This window comes from Arthrobacter paludis (assembly GCF_056782315.1).
In genome coordinates, this window is the sequence record NZ_JBXAEW010000020.1 from 24,773 (window position 1) to 46,049 (window position 21,277).

The 21,277-nt window shown below is 70.6% G+C and carries 19 protein-coding genes; 6 read left to right on the plus strand and 13 right to left on the minus strand.

Features of this window, described 5'->3' with window-relative positions; all coding sequences use genetic code 11:
• Nucleotides 1–65 precede the first annotated feature (65 nt).
• On the minus strand, nucleotides 66–818 hold the full coding sequence (locus AC1Q5D_RS15435) for an IclR family transcriptional regulator (RefSeq protein WP_481739346.1): 753 nt from the start codon (nucleotides 816–818) through the stop codon (nucleotides 66–68).
• 122 nt (nucleotides 819–940) lie between these two features.
• On the opposite strand from AC1Q5D_RS15435, the gene AC1Q5D_RS15440 reads away from it, so the two are divergent.
• Genes AC1Q5D_RS15440 through AC1Q5D_RS15450 form a run of 3 tightly spaced genes read left to right on the plus strand, consistent with a single transcriptional unit; the run spans nucleotide 941 to nucleotide 4,371 of the window.
• Nucleotides 941–2,314: an SLC13 family permease gene (locus tag AC1Q5D_RS15440; protein ID WP_481739347.1), complete on the plus strand. Its 1,374-nt coding sequence runs from the start codon at nucleotides 941–943 to the stop codon at nucleotides 2,312–2,314.
• Between the two features lie 15 nt (nucleotides 2,315–2,329).
• A complete protein-coding gene (locus AC1Q5D_RS15445) occupies nucleotides 2,330–3,550 on the plus strand; it encodes a CaiB/BaiF CoA transferase family protein (protein WP_481739348.1) in 1,221 nt (406 codons plus the stop codon).
• A 26-nt stretch (nucleotides 3,551–3,576) separates the two neighbouring features.
• Nucleotides 3,577–4,371, plus strand: a complete 795-nt coding sequence (locus tag AC1Q5D_RS15450; protein WP_481739349.1) for an enoyl-CoA hydratase/isomerase family protein — start codon at nucleotides 3,577–3,579, stop codon at nucleotides 4,369–4,371.
• 129 nt (nucleotides 4,372–4,500) lie between these two features.
• Here the strand turns inward: AC1Q5D_RS15450 and AC1Q5D_RS15455 are convergent, their stop codons facing one another.
• Nucleotides 4,501–5,292 (minus strand): IclR family transcriptional regulator, encoded by a 792-nt coding sequence (locus AC1Q5D_RS15455; RefSeq protein ID WP_481739350.1) that lies wholly within the window; start codon nucleotides 5,290–5,292, stop codon nucleotides 4,501–4,503.
• A gap of 84 nt (nucleotides 5,293–5,376) precedes the next feature.
• Between AC1Q5D_RS15455 and AC1Q5D_RS15460 the strand changes: the two genes are divergently transcribed.
• From AC1Q5D_RS15460 to AC1Q5D_RS15470, 3 genes are all read left to right on the plus strand, one after another.
• Nucleotides 5,377–6,576 (plus strand): M24 family metallopeptidase, encoded by a 1,200-nt coding sequence (locus tag AC1Q5D_RS15460; protein WP_481739351.1) that lies wholly within the window; start codon nucleotides 5,377–5,379, stop codon nucleotides 6,574–6,576.
• A gap of 154 nt (nucleotides 6,577–6,730) precedes the next feature.
• On the plus strand, nucleotides 6,731–7,876 hold the full coding sequence (locus tag AC1Q5D_RS15465; protein ID WP_481739352.1) for a maleylacetate reductase: 1,146 nt from the start codon (nucleotides 6,731–6,733) through the stop codon (nucleotides 7,874–7,876).
• Nucleotides 7,877–7,887: 11 nt separating this feature from the next.
• On the plus strand, nucleotides 7,888–8,799 hold the full coding sequence (locus tag AC1Q5D_RS15470) for a dioxygenase family protein (protein ID WP_481739353.1): 912 nt from the start codon (nucleotides 7,888–7,890) through the stop codon (nucleotides 8,797–8,799).
• Between the two features lie 34 nt (nucleotides 8,800–8,833).
• Here AC1Q5D_RS15470 and AC1Q5D_RS15475 read toward each other — a convergent pair whose 3' ends face one another.
• The 11 genes from AC1Q5D_RS15475 to AC1Q5D_RS15525 all read right to left on the minus strand — a co-directional run bounded on the left by AC1Q5D_RS15475 (nucleotide 8,834) and on the right by AC1Q5D_RS15525 (nucleotide 21,054).
• Entirely contained in the window at nucleotides 8,834–9,706 is an 873-nt protein-coding gene (locus AC1Q5D_RS15475) for an IclR family transcriptional regulator (protein WP_481739354.1), read from the minus strand.
• 122 nt (nucleotides 9,707–9,828) lie between these two features.
• The gene (locus tag AC1Q5D_RS15480; RefSeq protein ID WP_481739355.1) at nucleotides 9,829–11,574 is read right to left on the minus strand and encodes a hydantoinase B/oxoprolinase family protein; all 1,746 of its coding nucleotides are present in this window, start codon (nucleotides 11,572–11,574) and stop codon (nucleotides 9,829–9,831) included.
• On the minus strand, nucleotides 11,571–13,697 hold the full coding sequence (locus AC1Q5D_RS15485; RefSeq protein WP_481739356.1) for a hydantoinase/oxoprolinase family protein: 2,127 nt from the start codon (nucleotides 13,695–13,697) through the stop codon (nucleotides 11,571–11,573). Before AC1Q5D_RS15485 ends, AC1Q5D_RS15480 begins: the two co-directional genes overlap by 4 nt.
• Nucleotides 13,698–13,710: 13 nt before the next feature.
• Entirely contained in the window at nucleotides 13,711–14,895 is a 1,185-nt protein-coding gene (locus tag AC1Q5D_RS15490) for a M24 family metallopeptidase (RefSeq protein WP_481739357.1), read from the minus strand.
• A gap of 84 nt (nucleotides 14,896–14,979) precedes the next feature.
• The gene (locus AC1Q5D_RS15495; protein WP_481739358.1) at nucleotides 14,980–16,212 is read right to left on the minus strand and encodes an NAD(P)/FAD-dependent oxidoreductase; all 1,233 of its coding nucleotides are present in this window, start codon (nucleotides 16,210–16,212) and stop codon (nucleotides 14,980–14,982) included.
• A 5-nt stretch (nucleotides 16,213–16,217) separates the two neighbouring features.
• Nucleotides 16,218–16,538 carry a 2Fe-2S iron-sulfur cluster-binding protein gene (locus tag AC1Q5D_RS15500; protein WP_481739359.1) on the minus strand — a complete coding sequence of 107 codons (321 nt, stop codon included), beginning with the start codon at nucleotides 16,536–16,538 and terminating at the stop codon, nucleotides 16,218–16,220.
• Between the two features lie 54 nt (nucleotides 16,539–16,592).
• A complete protein-coding gene (locus tag AC1Q5D_RS15505) occupies nucleotides 16,593–18,083 on the minus strand; it encodes a glutamine synthetase family protein (RefSeq protein ID WP_481739360.1) in 1,491 nt (496 codons plus the stop codon).
• Nucleotides 18,084–18,096: 13 nt separating this feature from the next.
• Nucleotides 18,097–18,846 carry a type 1 glutamine amidotransferase gene (locus tag AC1Q5D_RS15510; protein ID WP_481739361.1) on the minus strand — a complete coding sequence of 250 codons (750 nt, stop codon included), beginning with the start codon at nucleotides 18,844–18,846 and terminating at the stop codon, nucleotides 18,097–18,099.
• The gene (locus AC1Q5D_RS15515) at nucleotides 18,843–19,130 is read right to left on the minus strand and encodes a hypothetical protein (RefSeq protein ID WP_481739362.1); all 288 of its coding nucleotides are present in this window, start codon (nucleotides 19,128–19,130) and stop codon (nucleotides 18,843–18,845) included. The genes AC1Q5D_RS15510 and AC1Q5D_RS15515 overlap by 4 nt, the downstream gene beginning before the upstream one ends.
• Nucleotides 19,130–19,735: an aromatic-ring-hydroxylating dioxygenase subunit beta gene (locus AC1Q5D_RS15520; protein ID WP_481739363.1), complete on the minus strand. Its 606-nt coding sequence runs from the start codon at nucleotides 19,733–19,735 to the stop codon at nucleotides 19,130–19,132. Before AC1Q5D_RS15520 ends, AC1Q5D_RS15515 begins: the two co-directional genes overlap by 1 nt.
• Nucleotides 19,732–21,054, minus strand: a complete 1,323-nt coding sequence (locus AC1Q5D_RS15525; protein WP_481739364.1) for an aromatic ring-hydroxylating oxygenase subunit alpha — start codon at nucleotides 21,052–21,054, stop codon at nucleotides 19,732–19,734. The genes AC1Q5D_RS15520 and AC1Q5D_RS15525 overlap by 4 nt, the downstream gene beginning before the upstream one ends.
• Nucleotides 21,055–21,277 lie beyond the last annotated feature (223 nt).

The following is a 21,277-nucleotide window of genomic DNA, read 5'->3' on the forward strand; positions in this document are numbered from 1 at the left end:
CCGCTTTCATCGTAGCCAGATGGTGTGACGGAATGGAGGGTCCTGCCCCGGGCCAAGTCGAAAGCCTAGGCCCTCACCCGCACCCGCCCGCCGATCGCCCGCGCGGTCGCGGCCACGGCCTCGCCGAACTCCTCGAACTTCGCGGGCACGATCCGGCTCGCCGGCCCGGAGATCGACACGCTGCCCACCGGCGTCCCCGACGAGTCCACGATCGCGGCGCCCAGGGACGTGATCCCGTCGCTCAGCCCGCCCTCGTTGATCGAGTAGCCGCGCTCCCGCACGGCGCCCAGGGCCTCCCACACGGCCTCGGGCGTCGCCAGCGACTGCGGCGTCCGCTGCTCCAGCGGGCCGGCCAGGTACTCGTCGACGAACGCGTCGTCGGACGCGGCCAGAAACGCCAGCCCCGTGCCGGACGCGTGCAGCGGGATCCGCGTCCCCAGGGCCAGGAACGCGCGCAGCACGTGCGGGGTGTCGAGGCGCTCGACCACGATCAGCTCCCGCCCGTCCGGAACGCACAGGTGGATGGTCTCCGTGGTGTCCAGCTGCAGGTCGCTCATCGGCCCGATCGCCGCGTCCCGCAGGCTCGCCCCGGACTCGTTGCGCGCCGCCACCGCGTACGCGTGGAACGTCAGCGACCACGCCGACGCCGGCGGCTCGCCCTGCTCCACCCAGTCCAGCTCCCGCAGCGTCGTGAGCATCCGCAGCACGGTCGCCTTCGACTGCCCCAGCTCCCGCGCCAGCGCCGACAGCCCGACCGGCTGCATTGCCGACACCGCCTCGATCACGCGGATCGCCGTCGCCACGCTCTGCGTGCTCACTCAACCTCCAGAAATGCCGTTGACGCCCAACTTTCTGTGAGCTAGCTTACAGCCGACGTCGCTAAATGAACCGCTGGTTCACAGGATGAACCACAAGCATTTCTCGAAGGAGAGAAAGCGCAATGACGGCCCAAATCACCGCACTCGTCGCGTTCGTCGCGATCTTCGCCCTGGCCACGCTCCGCAAGGTCCACCTCGGGGTCATCATGTTCGCGGCCGCCGCCGGGGCCGGCATCTGGCTGGCCGGCATGGAGATGGACGCCGTCGTCGCCGGCTTCCCGGTCTCGATCCTCGTCCTGCTCGTCGGGGTCACGTACTTCTTCGCCATCGCCCAGGCCAACGGGACGGTGGACCGGATCATCGAGCGGGCCGTCGCCCGCGTCGGCGACCGCGCCGCCCTGCTGCCGCTCGTCTTCTTCGGCCTCACCTGCGGCATCTCCGCCATGGGCTCCCCGCTCGCCGGGCTGGTCATGACCCCGATCGGCATGCCCCTGGCCCGCAAGTACGGGATCGACCGCATGCTCATGGGCCTGGCCATCGGCTGCGGCCTCAGCGCCGGCGGCTTCGCCCCCACCAGCCTGTTCGGCATCGTCACCTACGGCACCGCCCACTCCGTCGGCATCGGCCTGAACCCGCTCGTCCTGTTCGGGATCGCGCTCGGCGCCAACCTGGCCCTGCTCGTCGCCGCATACGCCCTCTTCGGCGGCTTCCGCCTCATCCGCGGCCAGGCCCGGGGCGGCCTCGGCGGCGGCCCACTGCCGAACCTGCAGGGCAAGGCCCCGATGCCCGGCCACCCCTTCGAGCTCGAGGGCTACTCCGCCCGAAGCCGCGCCGTCGCGGACCAGCTCGTCCAGGACCCGCCCGCCTCCCCGGCGCCCGCCCCGTTCACCGGGGTCCAGCGCCTCACCGTCGCCTGCATGGCCGGCCTCGTCGCCAGCGTCATCGCCCTCGCCGTCGCCGGCCTGGACCCGGACATCGGCATCCTCTGCTTCGTCTTCGCCACCGTCCTGACGCTCGCCGACCCGGCCACCGGCAAGGGCGCCGTCGCCAAGATCGACTGGTCCACCGTCCTGATGGTCGGCGGCATCATCACCTTCGTGAACGTGCTGGACGAGATGGGCGCCGTCGACCTCCTCGGCCAGGCCGCCAGCAGCGTCGGCGCCCCGCTCGTCGCCGCCCTGGTCATCTGCATGATCGGCGGGCTCGTCTCCGCGTTCGCGTCCACCACCGGCATGCTCGCCGCCCTGGTCCCCCTGGCCATCCCGCTCGTCGCCACCGGCGACATCACCGGGTGGGCGGTCATCGCCGCCCTCGGCGTCTGCTCCTCGATCGTCGACGTCTCCCCGTTCTCCACGGTCGGCGCCACGCTCGTGGCCACCGCCGAGGAGGAGGAGCGCCCGCGCATGACCCGGCTGCTCACCCGGTGGGGCCTGTCCATGGTCGTCGTCGGGCCCGTGGCCCTCGTCGGCGCCCTCGTCGTCCCGTCCATGCTCTAACCGAAAAGGACCACCATGCTGCCCCTGACCGGCATCACCGTCGTCGACCTCAGCCGCGCGCTCGCCGGCCCCTACTGCACCACCATGCTCGCCGACCTCGGCGCCGACGTCGTCAAGGTCGAGTCCGCCGCCGGCGGCGACCCCTCCCGCGCCTGGCCCCCGTTCGACGGCGACCGCAGCCTCTACTTCGACTCCGTCAACCGCAACAAGCGCTCCGTCGCCCTCGACCTCTACACCGACGCCGGGCGCCAGGTCCTGCTCCGGCTGCTCGCCACCGCCGACGTCCTCGTCGAGAACTTCAAGCACGGCACCATGGCGCGGATGGGGCTCGGGCCCGAGGTCCTCGCCGGCGAGAACCCGGACCTGATCCACCTGGCCATCAACGCCTACGGCGACGCCGGCCCGCTGCGCGACCGGCCCGGACTGGACCAGGTCATCCAGGCCGTCTCCGGGCTCACCTCGGTGACCGGCCCGGAGGAGGGGCCCGGCTATCGGGTCGGCATCCCGGTCATCGACATCACCTCCGGGATGACGGGCGCCTTCGCCGTCGTCGCCGCCCTGCTCGGCCGCGAGCGCGGCCACGGGGCGCGCACCGTGTCCACGTCCCTGTTCGAGACCGCGCTGGCGCTCTCCGCGTTCCAGGGCCAGCAGGCGATCTCCACGGGCGCCGCGCCGCGCGCCCAGGGCAACCGGCACCCCAGCATCGCGCCCTACGGCAGCTTCCCGACCGCGACCGAGCCCGTCGTCGTCGCCGTGACCACCCAGAAGCACTGGGCCGCGTTCTGCGGGATCCTCGGCCGGTCCGAGTGGCTCGGCGACCCGCGCTTCGCCGACGGGCAGGCGCGCACCGCGCACCGCGACGAGCTCGAGCCGCTGCTGGCCGGGGCGCTGCTGGCGCGGCCAGCCGCCGAGTGGATCGACGCGTTCGCGGCCGCCGGCATCCCGTCCGGGCCGATCCACGACTACCGGCAGGCCGTCGAGAGCGAGCAGGCCCGCGCGCTCGGGATGGTCCGGGAGGTCGAGCGCGCCGACGGCTCCACGCTGCGGCTGCTGCGCGGTCCCGTCAGCGTGGCCGGCGAGCCCACGCCCGTGCGCTGCGCGCCGCCCGCGCTCGGCGAGCACACCCGGGAGGTCCTCGCCGCCGCCGGGATCGGGGCGGACGAGCTGGACGCGCTGGAGCGCGACGGCGTCGCCGGGGCCCGGCGGCTCGCCGCCGCGGCCTGGGGCTCGCGGTGAACGCGGGGCCAGCGGTGGAGGCGCCGGTGGCGGCCGGGCGCGTGGAGGTGGAGTACGACGGCGGCGCCGCCGTCGTGGTCCTGAACCATCCCGCGAAGCGCAACGCGCTGACGCGGGCGATGTGCCTGGAACTCGCGCGCACCATGGAGGAGCTGGACGCCGACCCGGCCGTGCGGGTCATCGCGCTGCGCGGGACGGGCGCGGACTTCTGCGCCGGGGCCGCGCTGCACGAGCTCGACGACGTGCTCTTCGACCGCACCGAAGACCCGGCCGGGACCGACCGGCTGTCCGAGGCCGACGCGGCGATCCGCGCCGTGTCCACACCGACCGTGGCGCTGGTGCGCGGGGTGTGCATGGGCGGGGGGTGGCAGGTCGCCGCGGCGTGCGACGTGGTGCTGGCCGCCGACGACGCGCGGATCGCGATCACGCCCGCGAAGCTGGGGATCCTCTACCCGCGGGCCGGACTGGAGCGGCTGGTCGGGCGGGTGGGGGAGCACCGGGCGAAGTGGCTGCTGTTCTCCGGGGCCGAGGTGTCCCCGGCGCAGGCCGCGGCGTGGGGGCTGGTGACCGACACGCTGCCCGCGGACGGGTTCGAGGACGCGGCGCGGTCCTTCCTGGGGAGCGTGGCGTCGCGGTCGCGGTTCTCGGTGCACACGATGAAGGCGCTCATCGACGCGCCGGCCGGGCCGGGGCTGGACGCGGCGTGGGAGTCCGCGTGGCGGGAGTTCCCCGCCAACGAGGACCTGGCCGCGGGGCGGGCGGCGTTCGCGGCCGGGCGGCGGCCGGTGTTCACGTGGGTGCCGCCGGGGGAGCGGGGGTAGGGGTGAGGGCTGCGCGGAGCGGAGCCCCGGCGTCCGCAGGCTGGCCCCGGTCCTGCTGGACCGTGCCGGCACGACCGCCCCTCCGCGTAGCGGCCGATCGTGTTGTGCCGCCCGTCCCAGGGACGACGGCTACACGGACCGCCCGGCCTGGGCTCGGGGATCCTTGACGGCCGCCAAGGATCCCTCGAGGTCGTTGACGGCCTCGTGCAGGGCGCGCACGTAGTGATCGACGTCCTTTCGTTTGAACCGGCTGGCGGGGATGGCTATGGAAACGGCGACAGCCGGATTTCCGGGACCCGGGCGGGTGCTGACCGCCAACCCGCTGATGCCCTGGGCGGATTCCTCGAGGTTGAGGGCGTATCCAGCGCGCCGCACCGCGGCGAGGTGCCGTTTCAACGCGGCGACCGTGGTGATCTGGGAATCGCGCCACGGCGTGAGCCCGGCGCTGTGCAGGGACTCCAAGTCGGTGGCATTCAGGCGCGCCAGGAGGCTCTTCCCCCCGGCCGAGCAATAGGCGGGGACGTTGTCCCAGTGCCCGGCGCGGACGCTCAGCGACTGGTTGCTCTCGACCCCGTCGACGTAACGGACCCGGTCGCCGGCCAAGACCCACGCTTGGACCGTTTCGTCCAGCGTGGAGTTCAAGGCCTCCAAGACGGGATGGACGGTCCGGCGAAGCTCGTCGAGTGAAGAGGAGCCGCGCGGGACGCCCAGTTCCGGCCCCTCCCCATATCGGCGGTCCGGGCCCTGCTCCGCGAAACCGTCGTAGCACAGCGCCGTCAGCAGGCGGTGCGCGGTCGAGGGGACGACCCCCAGCATCTCCGCAGCCCCCTTGACGCTCAACCGCTCGCCCGTGCGGAGCCGAATCGCCAGTTGGAGGGCCCGGTGGACAGAGTCGAGCGGCGGAGGCCCGGAATTCGCCATAGAGAAATCCTAGCTCAACTTGTTGTTCTCTAGAGAATAGCGAGCCTAGATTCTCTGGACCAGCACAATCGAAAGGCGGAAGTCATGTCCCAATCGCTCGCAGAGCGCGATCGCCGGTGGAAACTGCTCAACGAGTCGATGCGCGAGACGGGGGTCGACGCCCTGATCTTCGCGGCGAACGACTACCGCGGGCACAAGGGGAGCCTGCGCTACGTCGCCGACTACAACCTGTTCCACCGTTCGGGCCACGCCGTCATGTTCGTCGGCGAGGAGCCCAGCGTCATCCTCTCCGGGAACCTGGCCGGGGCACGGCGCCCCCAGAGCGCTTGGGTCTCCGACTACAGGTTCCCCGGGACGATCCCGCAGGGTCTCGTCGAGGCCTTCAAGGGCCGGCGCGACGTCGCCAGGGTGGGCATCGTCGGCATGGGGCAGGTCATGAAGGTGGACGAGTACCTCGCCCTGCGCGAGGCCTACCCCCAGATCGAGTTTTCCGACTACTCGGCCGAGTTCGAGCGGATCAGGTCCGTCAAGAGCCCGGCCGAGGTCGTGGGCGCCGAGGAATCCGCCTTCATCCTCGACCAGTGCTTCACGCGCTTGCTGGAGGTGGTGCGCCCCGGCGCGACCGAGCGGGAGGTCGCCGCCGAAATGCATCGCGTCGGACACCAGCTGGGGGGAGAGGACCCGCTCTTCCTCACCATGTACTCGGAGCTGAACGGGGACACGGTCTCGGCCAGCTTCGCGCCCGCACGCGAGCGCGAGCTCGCGCCGCACGACATCTTCACGTTCTCGTTCGAGATCGTCGGCCCGAAGGGCTACTGGACCGAGCTGTCCCGGATGGTGACCTTCGCCCCGCCCCGGAGCGACGACGCGCGGATGGCCCGCGCCTCCGCCGCCGGCATCGCCGCCGGGTCCGCGCAGATGAAGGAGGGTGCGCTCCCCGGGGACGTGCAGCGGGCCGTGCTCGCCGCGATCGAGCAGGAGGGGGCTGCGTCCTCCTACTGGTCCGGGCACTCGCTCGGGCTCGACGTCCTGGAGCAGCCCTGGATCGGCCTGGACGTGGTCGAGGACGGGGAGGGGGCCGAAGAGATTCCGCTCCAAGCGGGCAACGTCCTCGCCCTGCATCCCATGGTGCTGGACCAAGCCGCTAAGGTGAGCGGCTACATGGCGGACACGTTCGTGGTCGAGCAGGGCGGAAGCCGCAAACTGTCCGAGCACCCGACCGGTCTCTACCGACTGAGCAAGGGCGAAGTCCAGATCACCGAGCTTGCGGACGACGCTCTCTGACCCGCCGGGCCTTCCGTCGCCCCGGGCCAAGTGCCGTCCGGCGCCGCCGGACGGCCAGGCCCGGAAGCGGTCCCCGCCCGCGCATACTTCTTGCGACGAGCGTCTCCCCCTTTGTACCCGACTGCCCGCGCCGGCGGGCGACTGCGAGGATCACATGACACGTGCAACAGAGCAAGCGCCGCCCGGTCCGGCGGGAGGGGTCGAACAACGGCCGCTCACCTTCCAACACGAAACGCTGGCCCAGCGGGTCCTCTTCGGGACCGGCCAGGCCGCCGGGAACCTCCGTGCAGAGGTCCAGCGGCTCCAGGCCTCGAAGACCATGGTCATCGCCTCGGACTTCGAGCTGGCCATTGCGCAGGACGTGGCGGCCGACGTGGAGGTGGCGCTGTGGCACACGGAGGTCGCCCAGCACGTGCCCGTGGACGTGGCCGAGCGGGCCAGGCAGGCCGCCCTGGACGCCGGCGTGGACCTGCTGGTGTGCGTGGGGGGAGGGTCGACCACGGGCCTGGCCAAGGCGGTGGCCCTCACGACCGGGATCCCGATCGTCGCCGTGCCGACGACCTACGCCGGGTCTGAGGCGACGAACGTGTGGGGCATGACCGAGGCAGGCAGGAAGACCACGGGAACCGATCCCAGGGTCCTTCCGGTGACGGTGATCTACGATGCTGCGCTGACCTTCTCCCTGCCCATCGGGCTGTCCGTGGCCTCAGGGCTCAACGGGATGGCCCACTGCCTCGATTCCCTGTGGGGTCCCGGCGCGGACCCCATCAACGCGGCCATCGCCGCGGAGGGCATCCGGGCCCTCGCCACCGGGCTCCCCGCGGTGACGCGGGACCCGTCCGGCGTCGTGGGGCGCGAGCAGGCACTGTACGGCGCGTACCTCTCCGCCGTCGCCTTCGCCTCGGCGGGTTCGGGGATGCACCACAAGATCTGCCACGTCCTCGGCGGGGCCTACGACCTTCCGCACGCCCAGACCCACGCGATCGTGCTTCCCCACGTGCTGGCCTTCAACGCTCCCGCCGCTCCCGAGGCCGCGGCGCGGGCCGCGGCCGCGCTCGGCGCCGTCGGCCTCACCGGGGCGGGCGCGGCGGCCGACGCCGTGGCCGGGCTCAACCGGCTCCGGGGCGAACTGGATGCCCCCCGGGCCCTGAAGGACTGGGGCATGGAGCGGGCCGACATCCCGGAGGCCGCCGCCCTGATCCTGCCCGTCATCCCGGAGTCCAACCCCCGGCCGGCCGGCACGGAGGCCCTGGAAGCGCTCCTGGAGGCCGCCTGGTCCGGGACCACCGCAAGCATTTGAGAGGAACCGCCATGGACGAGACCCGCGAGGAAGCGACGACCGCTTCCCCCGAACAGGTTGCCGCCGAGGAGAAGCTCACCGAAACGGTGGTCGCGTCCTTCGACCGGGCTTCCGATCCGCGTCTCAGGGGCCTCATGCAGGCCCTGACCAGGCACGTGCACGCCTTCATCCGGGAAACGAGACTGACGGAAGACGAATGGAACGCTGCCATCCGGTTCCTGACCGAGGCCGGCCACATTACCGACGACAAGCGCCAGGAGTTCGTCCTGCTCTCCGACGTCCTCGGTGCCTCGATGCAGACCATCACCGTGAACAACAGGGCCTATGGCGATGCGACCGAGGCGACCGTCTTCGGCCCCTTCTTCGTCGCCGATGCCCCCGAAATCCCCCTGGGGGGTGATATCGCCGGCGGCGCGCCCGGCCAGCCCTGTTGGGTCGAAGGCACGGTCCGGGACACCGGGGGAAACCCGGTCGCCGGGGCGAGGATCGAAGTCTGGGAGGCCGACGACGAGGGTCTCTACGACGTCCAGTATGCCGACGGCCGCGTCGCCGGCCGCGCGCACCTGTTCACGGACTCCCGGGGGCGCTACTGCTTCTGGGGACTCACGCCGACGCCCTACCCGATTCCCCACGACGGCCCCGTGGGCAAGATGCTCGAGGCCGTCGGACGGTCCCCCGTGCGCGCGTCCCACCTGCACTTCATGGTCACCCATCCGGGGCTGCGGACGCTCGTGACCCACATCTTCGTCGAGGGGGACCCGCAGCTCGAGATCGGCGACTCCGTCTTCGGCGTCAAGGACTCCCTGGTCAAGACGTTCCACCAGCAGCCGGCGGGAACGCCCACGCCGGACGGGCGGGACCTCGGCGGTCAGGCATGGGCCCGCACGACGTTCGACGTCGTCCTGGCGCCCGCCGGGACCTAGCGAGGGCGGGCCGTCGGCCGCGCCGGCGGCACCGCTATTGCCACCCCGGCGGCACGTGCCCGTTCTGGCTGGGGACCGACCGCGCCCAGTCCCGGGCGGCCACGGCCTCCGCCGACTCGGAGCCGGCGGCCGCCAGCTCCGCCTCCTCGAGATCGAAGATCCCCTCCTTCGGCCCCTCGTAGCCGAGCATGCGGGAGGAGGCCAGCGCCGCCGCCCTAAAGGCCGTCCCCAGGGCGGCGACGCGCCGCGGGCTCATGGCGCCCTGCCTGTCGGCGGTGCCGATCGCCCCGATCACGTTGCCGTCCGCGTCCCGGACGGGGCTGGCCAAGGCCAGGTAGCCGGGCTGGCTGGACGGGGTGACGACGTAGCCGCGCCGCAACTGGGCGTGCAGGTCGTGCAGGAGTTCCACGCGCCGGCTGGGCGGCACATCCAGAAGGTGCTTGAGGGCCTCCTCGCCCGGAAGCGCCATGAGGACGGCCAGGCCGCACGCGGAGTCCCTCAGGCGACGGAACCGCCCGGTGGTGTTCGCCAACCGCTGCGCTTGGCCGCTTTTCTCCAGGTAGACGACGCCCGTGCCGACGTACTGGGCGATGTGGATCTCCATCTGCAGTCCCGAGAGCTGGCTGGCCGAGATCTCGTGGACCACGTCCTGGAACCGGTCCCGCTCGATGACCCGCCCGCCGAGCACGACCAGGGCCGCCCCCAGGCGGTAGCTGTCCTTGGGGTGCTGACGCTCGAGCAGCCCCGTGTCCACCAGGGTCGTCACCAACGCGTGGCACGTGCTCCGGGGGATGCCGGTCCGCTCCGCGAGCTGGCGGACCGAGAGCGAGCGGTGCTGGCGATCGAAGGCCTGCAGTATGGCGGTCGCCTTGACGACGGACTGCACGTTGGTGTCTCGGGTGCTCATGACGACTCCTGCTGCGGTGCCAACGTGCCGAGACGCGGGCGCGGTTCCAAGCATCAGTATAGACGGGCCGGGAGCACGGTCCCCCGTGCTCCCGGCCCGTCCAGGGGCGGGCTGCGGCGCGGTCAGCCGCGGATCCTTGCCGTCTCCCGCTCGTCGACGACGCCGGCCTCGTCCACGACGACGCCGTAGTCGCGGCGGGCGGCCTCAACCGACACGTAGCCGAAGCGGACCTCCTCGGCCACGCGTTCCACGGGCCGCTCGTGGGGGTTGCCGTAACCGCCTCCGCCGCCGGCGACCTGGTGGAACCGGGTCCCGGCGGGCAGCCCCGTGACCAGGTCCTTGTTCTTTGGCGTCAGCCTGGTCCCGTCCGGGGTCTGGAACTCGATGAGGTTCACCGTTCCGGCGGAGCCGCCGTTGCTTCCCTTGGCCACGAACTCCTCCGCGTCCCCGTCGCCGAAGATGCTGGCCTGGACCCCATCGGCGGTGAAGCGGAACACCGATTCGATGCCCAGTCCACCGCGCCAGCGGCCAGGCCCGGCGGAATCGGTGGCGTACTCGAACTTCTCAATGAAGCTCGGGGTCATGATCTCGAACATCTCCGGATCCTGGGCACCAAGTGCGCCGCCGGAGGCGATGAGGCCGACATGATCGAAGCCGTCGGCCCCGTACGTGCCGCCGCCACCGCCCTTGGAGGCGTTGATCAGGATGTCCACGAACGGCTGGTGGTCCCTGGGGTGGTCCCCGTTGATGATGGCGCTCAACAGGGGGTTCCAGCCGGCCGTGACCCGTTCGGGGAGGGCCCCGGCCAGAGCCGCCATGAGGGCCGAGCAGATCTGGTCGGACAGGTGGTTCCCGAAGCCGCAGGCGGCGGGGAACGAACAGTTGAGGAAGGTGCCCTCCGGGACGTTGACGTCGATGCACCGCATGATCCCGTCGTTGTGCGGCACCTCGATGTCGGCGAGCATGAAGAACGTGATCATCACCGAGGAGAGGGTGACCGCAAGGGGGGCGTTGACGTAGCCCGGCGTCTGGGGATCGGTTCCGGCGAAGTCGAACGTCATGTGCTCGTCGTCGACGGTGATCCGCACCCGCAGGGTGGGGGTCGTGCCTTCGGTGATGCCGTCGTAGTTCGCGGCCCACTCCTGGGTGTAGACGCCATTGGGGATCCTCCGGATGACCTGCTTCGCCGATTCCTCGGCGGCGTCGAGCATGCTCTCCACGACCTGCCGGAACGTCTGCGCCGAGTAGCGGGCCACCAGCTTGCGCAGCTCGCGTTCCCCCACGGCGCAGGCGCCGATCATGGCGCGGACATCGTCTTCGACGGTGGCCAGGCGGACGTTCCCGAAGACCAGCTCCCAGACGTCCTCGCGGATCTGGCCCTTCTCCATGATCTTCACCGCGGTGAGCCGGAGGGCCTCCTGCCACACGTCCGTTGCGTGCGGGTTGTAGGAGCCGGGCACGGCACCCCCGACGTCGCTCTGGTGCGCCGAGATGATGACCCACGCCAAGTGCTCGCCGTCGGCGAACACCGGGCGGATGATCTTCCAGTCCGCCGGCTGGTTTCCGCCGGTGAAGGGGTCGTTGTGGAGGATGACGTCTCCGTCGGCGACCTTGCCCCGGAACTTCCGGGCCACGTACTGCATGGTGGGCGCCGCGGCGTACCCCAGGATCGGGATGTACTCGGTCTGCTCGATCAGCCGCCCGTCGACGTCGTAGATGCCGAGGGAGAAGTCGCGGCCCTCCACCAGCAGCGGAGACCGGGCGCTGCGTTCGATGACGACCCCCATTTGCTCGCCGACGGCCTTGATCCGGCTCGAGACGACGGAAACCAGGATCGGGTTGAGTGTGGCATTCACCGTAGCGGTCACAGCTTGACCTCCTTCTTGAGCGACTTGAGCTGGGTCCAGTCGAAGCCCTTGGCGACCATGAAATAGCTCCCCGACCGATCGAGCTCGATGTCGAAGTATTCGGGCACGAAGATCGTCGTGGTGGGTTCCTCGACGACGGCCGGCCCTTCGATCACCCGGCCCACGGGGATGGCGGAGCCCTCGTAGATGGGCACGGGGACCTTCTTGCCCTCGGAGCGCAGGTAGACCGGTCGGGTGCCCTTGGGGAGGGCCTCCGCGTCAGGGGCGGCGTCGTCGTGCCCCAACTCCAGGCCCTTGCGCCGCCCGATGGCCGCCACCCGGAGACTCATGAGCTCGACGTCCTCGTCGCGCTCCGCGAAGCCGTAGAGCTGCTCGTGCCGGTCGTGGAAGAGCCCGGCGATCCGGCCCACGGACTCCGGCCGCCGCGGGTCGATGTCGTCGACCTCGAACATGACCGTGACTTCGTGGTGCTGGCCGGGGTACCGCACGTCCGCCGAGACCACGTACTCGCGGTCGGCCTCGGGGACGCCCTCGGAGGCCAGCTGCCCCCGGCCCTCGGCCACCATCTCCTGCACCAGGGCCGCGGCCGCGGCGATGTCCATCCCTGAGATCCTGGAGGTGAAGGCCCGGACGAAATCGTGCCGCAGGTCCGCCATCAGCATGCCGGCGGCACACAGGACCGAGGAGAGCCGGGGGACGACGACCACCGGAACCTCCAGTTCGTGGGCGATCATCCCCGCATGGACGGGCCCCGCGCCACCCGCTACGACCATGGGGAATTCCCGGGGGTCGTATCCGCGCTCGACGGAGACGTTCTTGGTCCCTGCCGCCATCTGCAGGTTGACCATCTCGTAGATCCCCGCGGCGGCCTCCACGACGTCGAGCCCGAGGGGCTCGGCGACCCTGGTGCGGATGGCCTCCTCAGCCAGATCCAGGCGCAGGGGCTTGCGGCCGCCGAGGAAATAGTCGGGATCGATGTAGCCGAGGGCCACCGATGCGTCCGAAACGGTCGGTTCCGTGCCACCCTGCCCGTAGGCGGCCGGCCCGGGGGTCGCGCCGGCGCTGCTCGGGCCCACCTGAAGCAGTCCGCCGTCGTCGATCCACGCGATGGATCCGCCTCCGGACCCGATCGTATGCACGTGCGTGGTGGGCAGCGAGATGACGTGGTGGTTGATCTCCCCGTCACGGGTGATCTGCACCTCCCCGTCCAGAACCAGGGAGGCATCGAAGCTGGTGCCGCCCATGTCCACGACCGTGCAGTCGCGCCATCCCCGCTGGTTGACGAATTCGTAGGCGGCCACGGGACCGGCGGCAGGACCCGACAGCGTGATGCTGGCGGGGAGGTGTGCGACCTTCTCCGGCTGGGTGATGCCGCCGTTGGACTGCATGACCATGAGCGTGCCCCTGAAGCCCCGGCCCTGGAGCCGGTCGACGATCGTCGCCATGTACTTCTGCACGATCGGGCCGAGGTAGGCGTTGATCACGGTGGTCGAAACCCGCGGATACAGCCGGACTTGGGGGAGGACTTCGCTGCTGACGGAGAGGAACAGCTCGGGGGCTTCCTGGGTGAGGATTTCCCGGGCCTTCCGTTCGTGCTCGCCATTGGCGTAGGAGTGCATGAAGCAGACGGCGACGGCTTCCACGCCGTCGGCCTTCAGCTCGGTGATGGCGGTGCGCAGGGCCTCCTCGTCGAGCGGCGTCACGACGTGGCCGTCGACGTCCACCCGTTCCGGAATCGCCTTGCGCAGGTCCCGCGTCACCAGGGGAGCCGGGGCGACGTACTTGTTGTCGTAGAGGTGCTTGCGGCTGCGGATGCCCCGACGCATCTCCAGGATGTCGCGGACGCCCTGCGTGGTGACGAGGCCGGTCTTGGCGCCGCTGTTGGTCAACACGGCGTTGGTGGCGACCGTCGTCCCGTGGACGATGAGCGAGATCAGGTCGAAGAACTCGGACTCCGGCAGGCCCTCGTGCTCGGCCAGCTCGCTCAGGCCGCGCAGGATGCCCGTCGCCGGGTCGGACGGGACCGTGGGCGTCTTGTGCTGGTGCTGGGTGTTGGCGGCTTCGTTGATCAGGAGGAAGTCGGTGAACGTGCCTCCCACGTCAACTCCGATGGTGTAGGTCATCGAATTCGTCCTCTCAGATCGTGAACAGCTTTTGGTCGTGCCGTGAACCCCGGACCGGCGGGCCGTCGGCCTGCACGAGGTAGGTGTCGGCGACGCTCGCGCCGACCGCGCCGTCGGCGCTGACGAAGTTCGGGTGGAGGGCCAAGGCCATGCCCGCCACGAGGGGCGTCTGGTCGCCCGAGCCGAGCACCGGCACGTCGTGGTCGACCCCCACACCGTGCCCGTGCCAGATCCCGAACTCGACGGCCTCGTCGCCGACGGCGCCGGTCAGGGCGGCGGCGACGTCACTCGCCCTGTTGCCGGTCCGCATCGCGTCCGCCGCCGCGGCGTGTGCCGACAGGCAGGCGGTCGCAATGCGGCGCTTGGCGTCGCCGATCTCGCCGACGGCGAAGAGGCTGGCCTTTTCCACCCAGTAGCCGTTCGGGCCGGAGATCTCCACGTAGGTGCAGACGAGATCGCCCTGGGCGATCGGCTCGTTGCGGGGCGTGTCGTTGAAGTAGGGATCGGAGCTCACCATGATCAGCACGTCCCGGGCCCCGCGGCTGCGCACCTCCCGCTGCACCTCGCCCCACAGCTCCCAGCCCGTCGATCCGACGCGGGCCCGGTCCATGAAGACCTCGAGCCCGGCGTCCGCGATGGCGCAGGAGCGCAGGACCTCCTGCTGCTCCTCGGCGCTCTTGACGGCCTTGACGCGCCCCACCGTGGCGGTGCCGTCGACGAGCGAGGCCTGGGGGAGCGCCTGGCGAAGCCGCGCGTAGTCCATGGCGGGGATGATGTGCTGGAGCCCGACCATGCCGATGGTGCCCGTGGCGGCCTTGCGCTGCTGCAGCACCTGGGCAATGACCGGGGGCAGGCCGTCGCTGTCGCTGATGACGTCGCCCTGGCCGGCGACGCGGACGTCGACCAGGCGGGTTGCCTGCCGCGCGTACCAGGCGTCCGACGCCGTGGGCATGACCAGGACCGGCTGCTCGTCCGGGGTCACGACGGCGTAGCAGAGGCGGACCTGCGGGCAGAAGCCCGCCACGTACTCCAGGAATCCGTACTGGGTCAGCAGCCCGCGGCCGCCGATGACCAGCGCATCGAGCTTGTCGGCGCGCATCTGGTCCCAAATCGCTTCGACCCGCCGTTGCTGGAGCCTGTCCTTGGCCTCGCTGCGGACGTTGGCGATGATCCCGTCGTTGATGGTTGCGGTTGACATGGGGTCCCTTCCGTAGGTGGTGTGGCCAGAGCGGGACCGGTCCCCGGAGGGGGTCTCCGCTCGCGCCCAGGGGCTTGAGGAGGTCTAGCTGATGAGTGACTTCAGTGGGGTGGCCGGATCCGCGGCCGCGTCCGCGTCGATGGACGCTTCGGCGTTCAGCGCCCGCTTCGCGGCGTTGAAGTCCTTGGGGTTGTTGACCGCGTCGGCCGCGATGAGCTGGCCGTCGCGGTAGTAGAGGAGCGAGTAGCGTTCTTCGCCCGGGGCCCGGCGCTCCACGACGCGGTCGTACCCCGTCGACAGGCCAACGATCTGGAGCTTCAGGTGGGCCTGGTCGGACCAGAACCAGGGGACCGGCACGGAGGGCCGCTCGTGGCCCATGATTGCGGCGGCGGCCTTCCGGCCTTGGTCGAGGGCGTTCTGGACGGATTCGATCCGGACCATTTCCTCCGGATACAGGGCGTGTGGCTGCACCGTGCAGTCCCCCGCGGCGACCACCACCGGGTTCCCCGTCTGGGCGGCCCGGTCGACGACGATCCCGTGGTCGAGCTCCAGCTCCAGCTGCTCCGCCAGGTCCACGTTGGGCTCGACGCCGACGCCGACGATGACGATGTCCGCGTCGATGGTGTCGCCGTCCGAGGTCACCACGGCGGTGACGTGGCCCCGGGCGCCTTCGATGGCCCGCGGATTGGTGCCGAAGCGCAGCGTGGTTCCCATGGCCTCGTGCGCCCGGACGAAGTAGTCGGACGTGGGCGGCGCGACCGCCCGTCCCATCAACCCGTAGCCCCGCACGAGGACCGTGACCGCGACGTCGTGCTTGCGCAGGACGGCGGCGGCCTCCAGAGCGACGAACCCGCTGCCGATGACGACGGCGCTACGCGCCGAAGGCAGCGCATCCCGCAGTCTCGCGGCGTCCTGGAGGTCCCGCACCGTGAAGACCCCGTCGAGGTCCTGGCCGGGCACGCCGAGGTGCCGGGCCGACGCGCCCGTCGACAAGGCCAGCCGCGAGAACCCGAACTCCTTCCCGGAGGCCGTCCGCGCCGTCCCCCCGCTTCCGTTGGTGGACACCGCAACCACCGGGTCCCCGACCTCGACGCCGATCCGCTGCTCCCGGTAGTAGTCGGGATCGCGCAGGTACAGCCCCTCTTCGGGGACGTCCCCTGCCAGGTATCCCTTCGACAGGGGGGGACGCTGGTAGGGCGGCACCGGCTCCTTCGCGACGATGGTGACGGGGTCGCCGTATCCGCTCTGGCGGAGGCTCGCGGCGATGGTCACCGCCGCCTCGCCGCCCCCCACGATGACCGTGCCCGGGGTTGCCATCCCGGTCACTGCTCCGGGGCGACTTCGACGGCGATTCCGTCGAGCTGGTCGGTCAGCGTGATCTGGCAGGACAGCCGGCTCGAGGGCCGCCGTTCGGCCACGGCGTCCTCCAGCATCTCGTCCTCGAACTCTCCTGCCGGCCCGGCCGCGTCGGCGTACTCGGCTGCGACGTAGACGTGGCACGTGGCGCAGGACAGCCCGCCTCCGCATTCCGCCACGATGCCGGGCACGCCGTGCTTCACGGCGGCCTCCATGACCGTCGATCCAGCCCGGGATTCGACTTCGATGGCGTCGCCCGCCGGCGTGGTGAAGTTGACGCGGGGCATTGTTTCTCCTTGCTTGGGGACTCGGTGCCGGGTGGACGGGCCGCCAGCGACGGCCTAGTACAGCTCGAAGTACTCGCGGTGTTCCCAGCCGCTGACGCCGTTGACCCAGGCGTCCTGGTCGGGGTTCTCCTCGAGCCAGGCTTCGTACCGCGCGAGCTCGTGCCGCTTCATGGCGACCATGTAGTCCACGAAGTCGCTGCCGAAGGCCTCGCGGTAGAATGTGTCGGCTTCGAGCGCGTCGGTGGCCTCGTGCAGCGAGGTGGGCAGGATCCGCACGTCCTCCGCGTACGGGTTCTCGCTCGGGCGGCCGGGGGACACCTGCCGCTGGATGCCGTCGAGCCCGGCAGCGACCTGCGAGGCCATGTACAGGTAGGGGTTGGCGGCGGAATCCCCGACCCGGTTCTCGACGTGGGAGCTGGGGTCGTGGGGCGTGGAGATCGCGCGCATCATGGCGGCCCGGTTGTCCAGGGCCCACGTCAACCGGTCCGGCGCCAGGGAGAAGGGTTGGCGCCGGCGGTACCCGGTGATGGTGGGCGTCGTGAACACGGACGCCGCCACCGCGTGCTCGAGCACCCCGCCGACGTAGTGGCGGCCGAGCTCGGAGAGCACCTCGCCGTCGCCGGGGACCATGAGGTTCTGGCCCGATTCCTGGTCGTACACCGACGTATGCAGGTGCCAGCCGCTCGGGTAGGCGCCGTTGATCGCCGGCTTGGTCATGAACGAGGCGATGTGCCCGTTGCGGCGGCAAATCTGCTTGGCCGCCATCCGGAAGACCACCGCGGCGTCCGCGGTCTTGAGGGCATCGAGGATGTCGAAGGTCGTCTCGACCTGGCTGGGGGCCCACTCGTCGTCGAAGGACCGCAGCGGAAGCCCCATGCTGTCCAGGGCCTTCCGCAGGGGCCGCACCACGTGGTCGATCTCGTCCAGGTGGCTGTCGAGCAGGTAGTTGTACCCGCGGCTCACCGGGGCCACGACGGGCGGCGGGGCGGGGTTCCCCGGGGAGCCCATGTCCGCGTTCGGGCCGAGGCCGTCGTCGACGATGCGGGCGAGGTACCACTCCATCTCCAACCCGGCCACCATCCCGTAGCCGGCCTCGGAGAGGCGCTGCAGCGTCTTCTTGAGGATGCCGCGGGGCGAGTAGGGGAACGGCTGTCCGTTGGTCATGTACAGGTCGCACATCACCCACGCGGTTTCCGGCGCCCACGGGAGGACCAGGAACGTCGCCGGATCCGGGACCATCTTGATGTTCGGGCTGCCGCCCATCCCCGCGAAGGCGAAGCCGCCGTCTTCGGTGAAGGGGTTCTGCACCGGCGAGTTCGCGGTGTCGAACCCGAACGGGGCCATCGTGATGTCCATGCCACCGGTCAGGGCGGACAGGTACCCGTCCACGCTGGTGGACTTGCCCCGGAGCAGGCCGTGCTGGTCCGGCCAGGCCAGGCGGACGACCTCGATGCCCTGCTCCCGAATCGCCTTCTCGGAGTCTTCGGCGGCGGCGATTTGCGCCTCCGAGTGGAGGCCGTGTACTTCGACGAATTTGCTACGCATGGGTCGATCTCCTCTAGCGGGACAACGGTCGGACCGGATCGGGCCGGCCTGGGTGGGTGGAGGCAGCGCGCTGCCGGTGGGGGTGCTCCGCGAGGGCGCGGTCAAGCCACGCCCCGAGGGAGGCTTCGGTGGTCTGGAGAGCGAGGGGCGCCTGCGCCTCCGCTTCGGCCCGGATGGCGTCCACGTCTGCACCGGCCTGGGCGATCCGCTCGCCCTCGATGTCCAGGAGCCGGCTGATCCCCTCGAGGGAGAGCTCCGGATGGAACTGCAAGGCCAGGGCCGATCCGAAGGACCATGCCTGCGGATACCGGTCGCTGCTTGCCAGAAGGGACGCCCCCGGGGGGAGCTGGAAGGTGTCGGTGTGGAAGGAGAAGAACCGGCCCGTGACCTCGGGGGCGTGGTCCGCCCCCGGCGCCGGGTGGACGTCGATGTACCCGGCCTCCAAGCCGGTCGCCCCCACGCTGGCGCTCCCGCCCAACGCCCTGGCCAGCAGCTGCGAACCGAGGCAGATTCCCAGCACGGGTTTGGCCTGGCCGATCGCGGCCCGCAGGAAATCCATCTCCTCCATCAGGAAGTCCTCGACGGCACCGACCGCGGTTTGCTTTCCTCCCATGCAGACCACGGCGTCGAATTCGGCGGCGGGCGGGAGCGGTTCCCCGGCGCTCGGGTTGCACACGGTGGGGCTGATGCCCCGGGCGGCGCAGAGCGTGAGGATCGAGTCGATGTCCGTCCGGTCCCAGTGGACGATGACCAGCATCCTCATGGCTGCGGCCTGGGGGCGATCGTGTGGGTCCACGGCTCCCAGTGGTCGACGCCGGCGAGGGCCTGCATCAGCACCGCCGCGCTCTCGCGGTCCAGCGCGATCCACGCGTCGTCGGGGCGGACGTCGTAGGGGTTGTGGTCCCAGGTCCGCATCTTCTTGGCGGCCGCGACCACGGGACGCATGGTCCGCACTTCCCGGGTGAGCTCGGCGACCTGCTCGCGCAGGCGGGCGTTCTCCTGGAGGAGCCGTTGCCGCTCCTCGTCGGCCTCACGGTGGTTGCCCATCACAGCACCAGGGTGAGGTTCTCGTGGCCCTGCTCCGAATCCAGCAGGTTCGTCTGCTTGACCCGGATGGCCAGCCCCTCGGGGGTGGGGACGAGCACGTGGCCGTACCATCCCGAATAGATCTTCGTGACCCCGGCGCGGAACTCCGTGACGACGAAGTTCGACCGGACCAGCAGCAGTCCCCGGGACTCGTCGGGTAGCACCTCCACGTTGGAGATCACCCGCCGGGTGCGGGACGCCGGCAACTGGCTGAAGGCCAGCCCCGTGCGCAGCCAGTACACCCTGTCCGAGAGGCGGCGGAAATCGTCGAAGGCGTGGGACAGTTCGGAATCCGGGTCCGGTCCGCCGGGCAGAACCGGAACCCAGTACACACTGTCCGGGGTGAACAGCTCCAGCCAGTGGTTGAACCGGGCCTCGTCGATGAGCCGGGCCTCCTTGGTCAGGAAGGCCGTGGCCTCGTGCAGGGTGGCCGCGTCCGCGGTCGGCCAGTCGCGGGCGAATTCCTCCGTGAAGCCCCTCAGCTGGTCGTACCATTCCTTGTCCACGTGGTACGAGTAGCGGGAGGTGTCCTCGTAGTTCGGGGCGGGGCTCTTCAGGTCGCTCACATCGTCTCCTCGTCCATGACCCGCTTCCAGGCCTCGAAGTACTTCCGCACCGGGATCTCGTCGGTCACGCGGGACTGGATGGACCCGTCCTCCAGGGGCCGTTGCCAGCCCTCGACCTCGTATCCGCGGTTGATGAGAAGCCATTCGGCCTCCGGGATCTCCAGGCCCCGCTGGGCTTCCTCGAAGTTCGCCTGGTCGTCCGGCTCGCCGAAGGACGGGAAATCCTCCTGGGTGCGCATCCGGACCGTGTTCACTTCCTCCGGGACGCCGCCGATGGAGGTCGAGTGCCAGTTCAGCTGCGTCTTCGCGACGCTGAGCGGCTCGATGACCTGGATCTGGTTTCCCAGGATCAGCAGGTTGGGGAAGATCGACAGGTTGATCTGCGACCCACACGCCAGGTCCAGCAGGCGGTCCGCGTCCTGCGGATAGGTGGCCCGGATGTGCTCTTCGAACTTTTCCCGCCCGGGCTGGGGGCGCTGGTTCGCCCAGATGCTGCCCGGCCCGTCGTAGCTGGGACGTTGGTCCAACACGCTGTGGCCGTTGCCCAGGGTGGTCATCGTCATGGGCCCCTCGTCCGGGGCCTCGCCGAAGTAGGACATGTCCTTGCTGTCCCCGAGCCGGGACGCCGTCGCCAGCAGCGAACGGTGGGAGAAGGACGGGTGGTAGCCGTCTCCGCCGTTGTCGAAGGCCAGCTTCCAGTTTCCCCGGTACCCCATCCGCTTCACGGACTTGCGGACCTGCACCTCGCCGGTCGGGGACCGGTCGATCCAGTAGTCCAGCCAGGCGGTGGCCGGGCCGAGGTGGTCCGCGAGCGGCGGCAGGGCCATGTTCAGGGTCCCGAAGACGAAGCCGCGGTAGGACTCCACGCGGGGGAACCCGCCGAGGCCGAACTCGGACTTGTCGAAGTTGGGGGAGTAGCCGCCGGCCCACGGGGTGCCGACCAGGTCGCCGGTATTCCGGAACGTCCAGCCGTGGTACGGGCACTGGAAGCTCTTGGCCTTGCCGGCCTCCTCGCGGCAGACGGTCACCCCCCGGTGCGCGCACCGGTTGAACAACGCGTGGATCTCGCCGTGGCGGTCCCGCGTGAGGATCATCGGCCGCAGGCCGATGTTCAGCGTCAGGAAGGAGTTGGGCTCGGGGAGCTGGGACTCGTGGGCGAGGTAGACCCAGGTGTGGCCGAAGACCTTGCGCATCTCCTCGCGGAAGATCGACTCATCGGTGTACAACGCGCGGTGAACGCGGTCGGGCTTGAGGTACTGGTCGAACCGGCCAGCCAGGTACTCCCGCCCGTGGGCGACCTGTTCCGTGCTTTGTGTCATGCGCTCCTCCTCAGCGGCTCCGGGTTCTTCCGCGGGCCCGCCGCAGCGGTTCCCGGAAGCTTCCGTGTGGTTAGAGCCACCGTAGGTCCGCCCCGGGCCCGCTTCGGCCCTTCCGTCCCGCAGGACCGGACGCCCTGTGAGCTAGATCATGCGGCGGGTCGCCCACGGGCCAGGGGACACCGGGCACGACCAGGGGCCCGGTGGCCGGCGTACCGGTCAACGG